Source organism: Bdellovibrio sp. HAGR004, assembly GCF_055397015.1.
On the sequence record NZ_AP029176.1, the window covers coordinates 2,795,146 to 2,807,465 of the forward strand.

Annotated in this window: 9 protein-coding genes; 2 read left to right on the top strand and 7 right to left on the bottom strand. The window is 49.7% G+C overall.

What is annotated here, in order from left to right; all coding sequences use genetic code 11:
* Window positions 1-22 precede the first annotated feature (22 nt).
* Entirely contained in the window at window positions 23-4,717 is a 4,695-nt protein-coding gene (locus ACZ5ZV_RS13990; RefSeq protein WP_464117730.1) for a hypothetical protein, read from the top strand.
* Between the two features lie 294 nt (window positions 4,718-5,011).
* Here ACZ5ZV_RS13990 and ACZ5ZV_RS13995 read toward each other — a convergent pair whose 3' ends face one another.
* From ACZ5ZV_RS13995 to ACZ5ZV_RS14020, 6 genes are all read right to left on the bottom strand, one after another.
* Window positions 5,012-5,887 carry an endonuclease I family protein gene (locus tag ACZ5ZV_RS13995; protein ID WP_464117731.1) on the bottom strand — a complete coding sequence of 292 codons (876 nt, stop codon included), beginning with the start codon at window positions 5,885-5,887 and terminating at the stop codon, window positions 5,012-5,014.
* Between the two features lie 99 nt (window positions 5,888-5,986).
* Window positions 5,987-6,925, bottom strand: coding sequence for a rhomboid family intramembrane serine protease (locus tag ACZ5ZV_RS14000; protein ID WP_464117732.1), 939 nt, complete (start codon window positions 6,923-6,925; stop codon window positions 5,987-5,989).
* Complete coding sequence (locus tag ACZ5ZV_RS14005) at window positions 6,922-8,139, bottom strand: RDD family protein (RefSeq protein WP_464117734.1); 1,218 nt, start codon at window positions 8,137-8,139, stop codon at window positions 6,922-6,924. Before ACZ5ZV_RS14005 ends, ACZ5ZV_RS14000 begins: the two co-directional genes overlap by 4 nt.
* A gap of 39 nt (window positions 8,140-8,178) precedes the next feature.
* Window positions 8,179-8,796, bottom strand: a complete 618-nt coding sequence (locus ACZ5ZV_RS14010; protein ID WP_464117737.1) for a hypothetical protein — start codon at window positions 8,794-8,796, stop codon at window positions 8,179-8,181.
* A gap of 183 nt (window positions 8,797-8,979) precedes the next feature.
* A complete protein-coding gene (locus ACZ5ZV_RS14015; protein ID WP_464117739.1) occupies window positions 8,980-10,188 on the bottom strand; it encodes a S41 family peptidase in 1,209 nt (402 codons plus the stop codon).
* Window positions 10,189-10,256: 68 nt separating this feature from the next.
* Window positions 10,257-10,691: a helix-turn-helix domain-containing protein gene (locus ACZ5ZV_RS14020; protein ID WP_262553912.1), complete on the bottom strand. Its 435-nt coding sequence runs from the start codon at window positions 10,689-10,691 to the stop codon at window positions 10,257-10,259.
* Between the two features lie 149 nt (window positions 10,692-10,840).
* Between ACZ5ZV_RS14020 and ACZ5ZV_RS14025 the strand changes: the two genes are divergently transcribed.
* On the top strand, window positions 10,841-11,680 hold the full coding sequence (locus tag ACZ5ZV_RS14025) for a substrate-binding periplasmic protein (protein WP_464117741.1): 840 nt from the start codon (window positions 10,841-10,843) through the stop codon (window positions 11,678-11,680).
* Window positions 11,681-11,731: 51 nt separating this feature from the next.
* Here ACZ5ZV_RS14025 and ACZ5ZV_RS14030 read toward each other — a convergent pair whose 3' ends face one another.
* Window positions 11,732-12,235 carry a Dps family protein gene (locus tag ACZ5ZV_RS14030; RefSeq protein WP_464117743.1) on the bottom strand — a complete coding sequence of 168 codons (504 nt, stop codon included), beginning with the start codon at window positions 12,233-12,235 and terminating at the stop codon, window positions 11,732-11,734.
* Between the last annotated feature and the right edge of the window lie 85 nt (window positions 12,236-12,320).

Below are 12,320 nucleotides of genomic sequence, written 5' to 3' on the forward strand. Positions count from 1 at the left end.
ACTGCTGATAAGCGGCTGTACTTTGGACTCCGTCATTGAAACCCTGACAAAAGAAGAATTCAAACTTATCACCAACATCGAAGACAACTATGTGGATCTGAGTGGCTCCACACTGACCCTGGAGGGTCAGTGTGACAAAGCCGAGGGACCAATCACTTTCAAACTCAACTCGGTCGAGCGCAGCAAGATGAACTGCCCCTCCACCGGCGTCTGGCAATACTCACTGGACGTTCATGAACTGGGAGAAGGTGAAGCCTCACTGATTGTTGAACAGGTGGAGTTGGCTGACACCTCCAAAAAGGTGAAATCAGAAACGGTCACACTGAACAAGGACACGACTCCACCACAGTTGTTAAGCATGCCAGATATTATTCTGAATGATAAAGGATTCATTAGTTGGGAGTGCCAGAATCTGAATGACAGATGCACCTTCCGATCCTTTGTTTCCGTAACGGATCTGTTTACTTTTGCTGCTGAACCTTACACAAATCTGAAAAGCAACATGACTTTCCCCGAAGGGAAAAGCTATTTGTTCCTGCAGGCTAAAGATGCCGCAGGAAATGTTTCTTCTGTGAAAAAGATTGAAGTCTATTCCGGTACCATGGGCATTTTGCTCAATCCGATGCAGATGAAACTTGCGATGGATCAATCAGTGACTCTGCGATTCTATATTCCCCAGGTGTTCAGCGAATACACTCTATTTAATAACGACAGCTGCACGGGCTCCGATAATTGGCTGACACGCACGACTGGTGACCATCCTTGGAATTTGCCGTCTTCAACCCCCGCCAACTATTTCGTTTCAGCTAAGCTCCGAACATCCACTGGAATCGTCAGTCAGTGTTTCACTGACAGCATTCCCATCATCGACCCGATCACTTCTCATGATATTTGCTCGAGCGGTTCTTCCAATGCCGTCTTTGGTGTGGTACGAAGCAGTCTTTACTCGCAGAATCCCGGATACAATAACAACGAAAACTGCTCCTTTACCGTGAACACGACAGCCGCCATGGATATCATGCCGGCAACAACTCTATCCACCGAGACCGATAAAGATATTTTATCCATCCGACAAAATGGTCTGACACTGTATTCCTTTTCAGGCATGTTTACCCCTGTTGGACTGCAGGCTTTCACCAGCACAGAGCCTGGGCCTTTCACATTCAATTTCAACTCGGATGCCCAAAACGCACAAGGCGGCTTTCTTCTGTACTGGATGCCCAAGGACGCCATCCGCCAGGAAATCATTATCAATGATGGCGCAACACAGACCAGTTCAAAAACTTTGCGTGTGTCCTTTGATGTCCCCTCTTACATGAAAGAATACTATCTGACTGAAGACTCTTCGTGCACCGCCGGGGGGACGTGGAAGGCCATCGCGGCTCAGAACCAGTTTACGGCGTTGACCAACAACTCGACTCTGTCCTTAAAAGCCCGTTTCCGCGACGTTTTCGGCAACGAGTCTGAATGTGCTTCGGCATCCATTGCCTATGTTCCGCCGGAAATCTCAATTATAGCTCCAGTCACCGTGGCGGACATCACCAACTCCGTGGACCTAAGCGGAACCTGCAGCGATGGTGGCGCTACAGTTAAAATTTCTGGATCCTATTCCGGTGAAACCACTTGTACGACACAAAGCACCTGGTCCAAGTCCTTCGCGCTGGGAAATGTCCCAAACAACACAACCATCACCGTCACGGCTGAGCTGATGCTGGCAGGCACCGCTCAAGCTTCGGCAACAAGATCTTACACCATCAATCGCCACGTCACACCGACATTCCCCGTGGCCAATGGCTATGTGGGCCCGACCTTCACCATGCGCGGAACCTGCTACCCGAACAGTGCCACGATTAACATCACGGCTCCAAATCCTGCGACTGTCACTTGTACCAACGGGGAATGGCAGTCCGTTCAAACCGTGACCGGAAACAACGAAGACGTCATTAACATCGCCGGAAATCTTGTTTTCAATTCGACCCAGCAGGATTCCTTTGCCTTCACTGCCAAACTTTCCACCCAAGCAACGCTTGCCACCATCTTTGGGGCACCTGTTGGGAAATCCTCAGAGGCCAGCCATGCCTTCACGGTCAGCGGAGCTGGAATCAGTGCCTTTAAATATAAATTCGGTAAAGATGCCGTCTGCTCGAATTCCTCGGGTTATAGCGCCGAAATCAGCTCCTCCACTGGCATCTTCGTCAGTCAAAGTACCAACGCCGACGGCGACAATATGGTGCTCTGTGTGGTGGGACTTAACGGACTCAATGGCCTCTGGCAGGACTATTCCGTCGCCACCACCCGCACTTGGAAAAAAGCTTTACCAAAATCCGTGAACTTCAGTGCCTCCAGTAAAAAGTTTACGGAAGGTCAGACCGCCATCGCAGTGAGCGTGACTCTGGATGCCGTATCCACGGTTCCAGTCCGTGTTTACTACAATCTTTCCGGGGATGCGATCTACATGGTCGATCACAATCTGGGACTGGGTTACATCGAGGTTCCTGCAGGTCAGCTTTCAGCGCAAATCACCTTTGATACTCTGAACAACACAATGGATTCCAACGACAAGGATCTGGATGTCTATATCACGCACACAGACCAGCCAGACATTGTTGTTGGCATTAACTCACGACAAAGATTCGTCATTAAAAATACAACCAACAGTTACAAAAAGATCCTCAGCTTCGCCCATGGTTCGGACTACACCCAGCCTTCTTTCCTGGCCCTGGCTGATGACGGTAAAATCCGTGTCTGGGGCGAGGCCAATGCGACCACCGCCGGAATCACAATCACCCAGGCGGGTACAAACTTTAAACAAGTCACTGGAACGCGAATGAATTTCTGCGCCCTGAGTGAGGCTAATCAAGTGTACTGCGGTGGCGTGGGCGGCCTCAGTGGCACCATTGTCGACTCCGGTGTGACTTACAAGTCCATCAGTCTGAAATACTACACAGCCTGTGGCATCACCTCCGACGACAGGGTTCGCTGCTGGGACGTTTCGGCGTCCCCTATCACGCCTTACTATATCGATGACGGTGTGGTGAAGTTTAAAAAAGTCGTGGCTGCTCAATCTTCCACGATCTGTGCGATTTCTCTGGCTGATGATTTGTACTGTTATGGCAATAACACCTATAAACAAATCGCCAACAATGGTACGGCCTCCTATAGCGTCCTGACCCAGGTCGACCCTGGGGTCAAATACAGTGATGTGACTTCTTATACCTATGTCTGCGGCATCACCCGCGACACTCAGCAAATCAAATGCTGGGGGCGCAACAATCTTTACCAGCTGGGCAACGGCTCGACGATCAACAATCCAACGCCGACGGTTGTGAATTCAACCACGAAATACCTGCAAATCAGCGGATCTGACAATCACGTGTGTGCAATCACTGAAAACAATGAACTGAAATGCTGGGGTTCCGGAATCAAGGGCGGTTATAACAGCGCACAGACAGACCGGACCTATATGACACCGACTCTGCTGAATACGAACATCGTCTGGAAGACCATTCAGACCAACGATGGCTCCATCTGCGGCTTGTCGGACGATGATATGCCTTACTGTTTCGGCGATGGCACGAACTATGGGGATATCCCTAAAACGGCAACTCCAGTCCTTGAGGCTGTCGATCTTTATTCATCCTATCGCGACTTTGCCACGGCCTATGGCCGCGTCTGCGCCATCCGCAATGATGGAGGAGGCTACTGCTCTATGCTGGGTCATCCCCTCTTGCGAGCTCAGCCCAATGTGGACTTCAGCAGCGGCAAAGTCATATCCTCTCGAGGTGTGATCTGCCTGAGTCTTGCGGATTCTTCCTACTGCACAGGGGTGAATACCAATGGACTTTTGGGTGACAACGACACGACGAATACTAAATTGGATCTGGTACACACGGGAGGCCTGGCAATTCAAGCCCTGGCCACGGCGGAAAACTACTGTGTGCATGCCATCAACAGCGCTGGCAGCTTGTACCGATGGGGCTCTAGTTCCGCGCCTGTATGTGCCTCCGTCTCCAGTCAGATCCCGACATTGGTGGCCACCAGCGTGAAGTTCAAACCCCTCATTCAAAGTACGACCTACGCCGCGTGCGCCCTGAGTTTGGACAATGAGGTGTATTGTTGGGGATCTGGCTCGATCATGCGCACAGGCGCAAGCTCAACCCCCATCAGCGTGGATCCAGGCTATAAATACACTGACATTAAACTGAGCGACGACCGCTTCTGCGGTATTCTGGAAAACGCTCAAGTGCGGTGCTGGGGTACGGGTTCAGCCGGGAAACTGGGACACAACAGCACTGCCAACTCCACAGGCACCCTGACCGATGGCGGTCGCACTTACAGCCAACTGGTGCTGGGCAACTCGATTGCCTGCGGGATTAGTGGAACCAATCTGGAATGTTGGGGCGGTGGCTTTAGCAATGTCCCTGTGGTGGTGAACAGTCCGACCAGCTATAAAGAAGTCGCTGTTGGCAATGGAGAACTGATCGCTCTGACAACGGATGGCGCCGTGCACTTCTGGCAACTGGGTGACTACTTGAATCCACCGACTGTGATTTCTGGCGGTGTGACCTTTGCAAAACTCAAAGCCACGAATTATTCCGGCACCACCAGGTCGATGTTCTGTGCGCTCACAACGGCAGACAAACTTTATTGCCGAACTCCAATGGGTGCGGGCACCTCGATCAATATGCTGCACCAGGTTCGCGCTTCCCGGTTCTAGAAAAAGAAAAAGGCCACTGTTTCCAGTGGCCTTTCTTAATCTAATTAAAATAGAGGTGAGAACATCATGCTCCCCGAGACCTTCCGTGGTATCACCCCTCCCGTAAAAATGATTGCAGCATAACAAAAACACGATTGCAAGAGTCTTATTACAGATTTTTTAAGAATTTCGCCCCTGCGCCAAAAAATCCACCCTATTTTGCAAAGAACTTAAGCAAACGGCCCCAAGCCTGCCCCGAAAACGAAAAAAGCCAGCTCAACGCTGGCTTTTGAAGCTCATCAACTTTAATGAGTCTTAGAAATCATTTAATCGGTCGGCCAATTCTGGGAAGTCCACGAACGGATTTCTGTTGCCCTGAACTTTGTAGATTTCGATATTACGTTTCATCTCGTCTTCATCAACAGGGTCTTCCTGATTCCATTTACGCAGAACTTGCTCCTGCTGAGGGTCGATCGGAAGATCATAGCGCAAAGAGAAGTAGAACAAGGCACGGGCCACGTTCCCACGGTGGTTTTGTGGTGGTTCAAACACCTCATCAGAACCCGAAGTTCCGATACCGAAGCGAGATTCCGGGCATTTCAAATCCATCAGATCTTTCGTCACTTCACCAAAAGGATGATTGCCGCGAATCGCATTGAGCTGGGAATCTGTCGGGAACAAGTGATGCAAGTCAGACTTTTGAACATCATCCGGGAAACGGCGTGTGAATTTACTTTGAGGCCAGGTGTGCTCAACATTGATCACCGTGTTATTCGGAATCTTGCCAGGAGAGGGTTGAGAGCTCTTGAAATCCTCAGGGCCACGTTCGGTGTTGCAATAAACATCGCGAACCGCGTACTGATTGCCTTCTTTCACCAAGTAGTAGTTCCCCATTAAAAACACTCTTGCGGCATTGTACCCGATCGCCGTGTGAGCATAGCAACGACCTTGTCCCTGTGGGCAGGCCTTCACGATTTGATCGTAAGAACCTTTCACCAGCATATGATAGTTGCGCATCACAGTTTTGATTCGATTTTGAAGGGTCACACCGGAAGCCCCCGCTTTTAGATCGCGATAGAACTCTTCCCCGTAATATGGGACCAGTTGAGAAGACGGCGCCGCATTCGCAACACCAACAAAAGATAACAATGTAAAAACAATCACTGACTTAATGAGCAGCATTTGCTTCATTCAGGTCCACCATTCGGTTTGGGGGTGATCTACAGCCTCTGCGAAGTAAGATGTCCTAACCGTAACGATCCTGTCAACGGGTATATAGAAATTACAATATCAATTTTGAGATGCAGGTTGAATCGAGCGCCCACGATAGGCCCAACCAAGAACAGCTCCTAAAACACTGCCGCCGATATGAGCGGCGTAGGCCACGCCCCCGCCAATCCCCTCAGGGGTCGCCCAAAGATTCGCCACATCGACCACCAGGAATAAAGGGATAATCAACAAGGTCGGTAAAAAAATCGCGCCATAGTGCCCGGGCATGGGCGAGGCAAAGTATAGAAAACGAACTCGCGCTCGCATTTCAGCCAGACAATAAAATGCCAACAGCGCACTGATAGAAGCACTCGCCCCCACCATCGGCACAGTTCCATGCAGATCTGAAAGCAAAAAGCCCATGCCTCCGGCAAAGCCACCCAACATATAGACAATAAGTAAAATCCCACTGCCAGCCATCACTTCCACCGCCGCGCCAATCAGCACCAGGAAACCGAGGTTGGAAAGCAGGTGTATCCAGTTGGAATGAGAAAACTGATAGGTGAACCAGGACAGCGGCCCTTTGGCACCGGAGCTTAAGCCAAAGCGATACAACAGCTGCTCTTGATACTTCTTACGAAACTCAGAGATATCTTTACGCCACGAAGTCACTTGCACCTCGTCCCCGCGATAGGTCAATGCCTCAGCCTTTTGCAGAAAACGGGAATCCCGAAGCGCATAGGCTCCAAGAAGCCCCATGTGATCCGTGTTCGATGAGCCCATCTGCAAGACCCATTCAGGTTTGTCATAAAGCTCTTGGGCCGGCAGAGTTTGCAAATACTGATAATAAAGGCGTCCCGTCAAAATCAGCCCGTCTTTCTGCAACACGGGTGAAGAACTCAGACTTGAACCCACTCCGCTGAAAATCAAAATAAAAATGAAAACGTTCAGCACCGCCAGTGTGATAGTCAGCGGATAGCGGGAATAGTCCTTAAAATCTTCTGGACATGGAATGATCATGGAACCTCATAGCGCTCTTTAAAGTCATCGATCCAGGTTCCCGGATCAACACTGGCCGGAGCCCGGCCCTTTTGAGGTGTGAATTCAGTGTCGCGCAAAGCCCAGACCGAGCGCACATAGCGCTTTTCCAGTGCGGATTTCATGACTGGATTTTTCTGCATTTGTGCAATAGCTTTTAAGCTTCCCACATAGTCCTGGGCAGCAAAAAGATCCTCTGACTTCAGGAACTGCGTCACCAGCAAACTGGAATCCGCCATTTCAAGATCCTCAAGATCACCATCTTCTGCCATATAACGAGCCAAAGCGCAGGTTGCAGAAGAAGAGTCTTCACAAACCTTGGCAAAGTAGGCCTCCTGGGCTTTACCGTCTGCCAGTAAATATTTCGCCAGATAAGCCAGGGGCTGAGAATTCACCGGGTCTCCCCACAGGGCCACGTCGGCTTCTTTTTCCAGACACTCGCCCGAAATTTCATTGAGCAGGAATAACGACAAGGCGGTATCCAATCGCGCCGCCCCCTCTAAGCCCTCAGTCCCTTTGACTTCCCGACAGGCGGTCACCGTTGATTTTTCAACGGTGGATTTAAAGGCTCCAGTTTGCAGACCATGATAGGCCTTCATGAAGCCCAGAACTCCAAACAAAGCCAAAAACAAAAAGCTCATGCGCATCCAGGAGGATATAAAACGAGACTCGATAGGCATCGGCCCGTCATCATGTTCTTTCTTAAGCGTGATGACCAGCGTGTCTGCTGCGCGGTCCGGAAAGGCCCGGCGGAACGGATGACTAAGGATTTCCAAAAACGGCAAGGCCAGAAGCAAGAATCCAAAGCTCCAGCACACGGAACGGATCAAACACTGTGCGTAAGTCAAACGAGACTGATAGATCGGATAAGAAATCACCCTGATCTGCATGAACAACTGTCCTGGTGTCGCTTGCCAGAAGTACAAAAACACTGACTGCAGGATGGTGACCAGCACAACAATGCAACTGATAACCAGTGACGCCGCAATCACACCTTCCGCGGACTGCATATCCAGCAAAAAGAATGTTTTTGTCTGACGAACCAAACCGGCAATCAACAGACTGATGATGGGGGAAAAAATTAAAAAATCCAGTATCAACGCCACAAACCTGTCCGCCACGAAAGCGACAGGCACGGAACTGGATTTCGGATAATGAGGCTTCACTTCAGGAGCCGATAGATCTGGAAACACCATAAGGATCGTATCGGCTTGAAACAGGAAACACTAAAGAGATTAGTGCGCGAAATGGATCGCCTGGACCCGGCCCTGATCGTCAGTCACGAACTGAGCTTTGCCGACGATCTCTTTGGAAGAGTCAATCAGACTATAGACTTGCTCCCCGGCCGAGTTCTGCGCCAAGCTGACTTCCGCAAACTGCACACCAAAGGCCTCGGAATACTTCTTCAGGAATTCCGCTTTATCCTGGATCTGCATGGGCTGTTCGCCGGCTTGCGCATCGATGAATTCAAGACTTTCAATACGGCCTTCGACGGTTTTCATGCCGTACTTGCCTTCCAGGAAACCAAATACCAGCTCATCACGCAAGGTCGGCGCTTCCGCCAGGCTTGCCGCCACGGTGGACTTTTCCCGCGCCATGCGCTTGGCAAGATCATGCTCCCACTTAACGTCTTTGGCGAAAGTGGAAGGTGCGAAGCTTGCAACGCCACGATTTCCCGCCGTCGCCACACCCTGATCCGGACTGCGCACCAGCCATTGATTCAGGAAAACTGTCATAATCAAAACAGAGGCAATGGACAGAACCAGGACCGCTTTTTGTTCTTGCGCTTTGTCCTGCAATCTTTTTCTTACAGATTGTGCTTTGGGAAATTCGATCACGTTTGCGTTCCTCATTATTTCACCCCTCAGAAGTCACGACAGTTCGAGTCCTGATGACTTTCATTGCGAAGGGCATGCCGTTTAAAAACCGCACTTATTCATTCTAGCTGAACAAGGCCTGAACAGACGTACAAAAGATGTTAGACGTATCATTCTGATCATCTCATCCTGACACATAAAAATCCAAATTCCGAGGGTCTAGTCGAGGGCCTTTTTTTCCCAGGAATCAATCCCCGCCTGCATTTCCGGCAAATGATAATACAGGACCCGGTCCAACTCCACGCCCTGACCTTCAATGCGATGCTTCTTCTGGCTCAGGTAAACGGCTTCAGGAATGGAGACTTGCACCCCTGGAGCCACTTCATCCAGTGGATACCAAACTCCCACCAGAAGCTGCCCGCGACTGGGGCTTCCCAACAACGGCGCTTTTCTGAATTCTTTTAATGCCTGTGCAACCATTTCCGCCACGGAGGAACTCTTTCCATCCACCAAAACCCGCACATCCCCTTCATAGCAGTTTGTCCGAGCGAATGTTTTTAAAAGAACTTCGCTGTGCGCATCCAAAACCGCCAACTGCGCCTGATCATCCAGTTCATTGGGCAGTTCCGCAGAACTTTTCACCGTCACACGCGGACGTTCCAGACTTCCCACCAACTCGGGTCTGCACAAAAACAGGGATAAAAATCGAAGGCCCGCAACAAAGTTTCCTCCGGCATTTCCGCGCAAGTCCACAACCACTCGCTTGAAAGAGCGAAGGTCTGCTTCAAGCTTTTGCATTTTTTCATCTGCGAAGAAGGCGGCACGGAATGACGGCACTTTCAAGACCGCCTGCCCTGGAGCCCTTGCTTCCAGAGTCATTTCTTCAGAACGGATAATCGACCGAGGTTTCATTTTCACGGAAAACTCTTTGTCTTTGCGAAGAATCAGGTAAGAGCCCGGCTCAGTCTGAGCGTCCCAGGGATTGGGTTGTTCCGCGTTGATCGTCTGAATAATATCCCCACGGCGCAGCCCCAAAGCCTCGGCTGGAGAGTTGGGATGCACCTTGAAGATCACAAGCTCTCCATCCACAAACTGGCTTTCAATGCCCGTTTCCAGACTTTCCCCCCGCCAGATACTGGCGACCTCTTTGGAATCATAAACTTCCAGATGGGACACTTTTAAAAGGGCCAGCACATTGTTCATGTCTTTGATGATCAGCTTTTTTTGAGAATAAGGCGTGACCAGACGACTGCGACGATGGCAGGTCTTTTTCCAGTTTTTTATTTTGGCATCATCCAGGAATATTTTTTGCGACACCAGATCGCAAAGCACCGGGTACGGGTTTACAAAACTCTTTTTTAGAGTGAAGTGGTAGGCCGCATAGGCACAGCCAAGTGCAAGTAGAATAGCGAAGAAAGTACGGGTCATCTTAGTCCTGTAAAAGCAAAGACCGAGTGTTTTATCACCCGGTCTTCGTTTTTCAATTCAAAAGGAGACTAAGCCGCCACTTTCTTCTTGCGAGCCGCAGAAGGATCAATGTGGTATTGCTTTACTTTACGATACAAGGTTGCTCGACCAATGCCCAAAGCTTTAGCAGCTTCAGTCAGGTTGCCTTTGTATTGAACAATCGCGTTTTCGATGGCTTGAGCTTCAAGCTCTTCCATTTTTTGTACGCTAGTTGCTGTTGCAGTCGGTGTTGGGAACTGAATAACGTTGCCGCCACCCACGTCAGAGTTGATCGGGCTTGTGCCAGAAGCCAAAGCCGGAACACCCGCTACCAGTTGTTGTCTGAAAAATGCATTATCAAGCCCTTCTCTGAACTGTGCAGAAGAATATGCTTGAACTGTCACATCGTGATTCTCCCAGTACTTCTTTGTGTTCTCGATGGTTTCCTGGTTATCGCTCACCACGATCATAACTGTACGTGACATTTAGTCCTCCCCTTTTGAAACATTATCAAAGCTTAATTGACTCACTTTGTACCTATCGGCGTATCACGCTGAGAATTAAGGGCCAGTTGCAAATATTTTTTGAGACACTTTAAACAGTCCAAAACACTGGACTTTTGTCGGTCTTCAAAATGCCTCTTGACCGCTATTTCTATTTAAAGGGTGTTATCGAAGTCCTGATTTACATCTGTCGGGGCTTTGATATAGTGTCCGGCACCAGACCGGGATACACCTTGAACAAAGTACTTCTAGTTTTTCTTACAATGGCCCTGATCGGCCCTGGAGCCTTTGCAGACACTCTGCGCGTGAATGTCTATGATTTCCCACCCCACATCTTTGTGGAAAAGGGCACCCCTCGGGGACCGGGCATCATCTTTTTTCAGAAGTATTTAAATCCCCCACCGGGGGTGACAATCCAATGGATCCCAACTCCGTTTGCAAGGGTTCTGCAGGATCTGCAAAACAACAAAACCGATGCCGCCCTGTTTTTGGCACGCACCCCGGAGCGTGAAAAATTCCTGCGCTTTTCAAGCGTCGCCCTCTTCACAACCTCCTCGGCCATCATCGTTCGTCGAGACTCCCCTCTGGCCCGGGTCCGGTCCTTGGCGGACTTCCAAGGTCTGACGCTGGGGCACTCAAAAGACTCCATTACCCCCCATGAATTGATTGAACAGGGAATCAAGGTGGAATCCCTTAGTGGCGAAGATGTTATCGAACGGAACATTCAAAAGTTGCGTTCTCATCGACTGGATGGAATTTTTATCCCCACCGCCTCCAATGGAGAATACATTCTGCATAAACTTAAGGCGGAAAAAGAATTCCAGATCTTTGTGGTGCCGAACTCAAAACTGAATCTGCATATCGCTTTTCGCAAGAACATCGATGAGCAGACTTTTCAAAGAATTGAAAAGGCCCTGAAAAAGAATCAGACCGCTTACCCCAAGATCCTGGATCTGCAACTGGGAAAATAAAAAAGCCTCCGCTTGCGGAGGCTTTTGACCAAGTATGGTGATTTTAAAGAACTACTCCAGCAAACTGCGAAGCATCCAAGCCGTTTTTTCGTGAAGCTGCATTCTTTGGGTCAACAGATCCGCACTGACTTCATCCCCGGCCTTTTCAACCAGTGGGAAGATGGAGCGCGCCGTACGCACGACAGCTTCCTGTCCTTGCACGAGCTGTTCAATCATCTCCGTCGCAGAGGGAACACCAACGGGTTCTTCGATGCTGGTCAGTTTCGCAAATTCTTTATAAGTACCCGGAGCCGCGACACCCAAAGAGCGGATACGCTCAGCGATCAAATCCACGGCGGTTGCCAATTCTGTGTATTGGCCTTCGAACATCACGTGAAGTGTTTGGAAGTGAGGTCCCGTAACGTTCCAGTGAAAGTTATGGGTTTTAAGATAAAGAGTGTAGGAATCCGCCAGCAAACGGGACAAGCCATCAGCGATTTTCTGACGGTCTTTTTCCTGAATACCAATGTTAATGGATGGTTTGGCGTGCTTTTCGGACTTATGTTTCTTTTTCATGATCAAAACCTTTCTATGAGAGCTACGACCTAAACTCTAAACCAAAATTCATAGAAACAGAAGGTTCCTGGTCACTTTTAGAGCA

Bases quoted from the DNA above. Each gene is read 5' to 3' on its own strand.
- ACZ5ZV_RS13995 (WP_464117731.1), bottom strand. From the start codon at position 5,887: ATGAAGCAAATGCTGCTCATTAAGTCAGTGATTGTTTTTACATTGTTA.
- ACZ5ZV_RS14000 (WP_464117732.1), bottom strand. From the start codon at position 6,925: ATGATCATTCCATGTCCAGAAGATTTTAAGGACTATTCCCGCTATCCG.
- ACZ5ZV_RS14005 (WP_464117734.1), bottom strand. From the start codon at position 8,139: ATGGTGTTTCCAGATCTATCGGCTCCTGAAGTGAAGCCTCATTATCCG.
- ACZ5ZV_RS14010 (WP_464117737.1), bottom strand. From the start codon at position 8,796: ATGAGGAACGCAAACGTGATCGAATTTCCCAAAGCACAATCTGTAAGA.
- ACZ5ZV_RS14015 (WP_464117739.1), bottom strand. From the start codon at position 10,188: ATGACCCGTACTTTCTTCGCTATTCTACTTGCACTTGGCTGTGCCTAT.
- ACZ5ZV_RS14020 (WP_262553912.1), bottom strand. From the start codon at position 10,691: ATGTCACGTACAGTTATGATCGTGGTGAGCGATAACCAGGAAACCATC.
- ACZ5ZV_RS14025 (WP_464117741.1), top strand. From the start codon at position 10,841: ATGCCTCTTGACCGCTATTTCTATTTAAAGGGTGTTATCGAAGTCCTG.
- ACZ5ZV_RS14030 (WP_464117743.1), bottom strand. From the start codon at position 12,235: ATGAAAAAGAAACATAAGTCCGAAAAGCACGCCAAACCATCCATTAAC.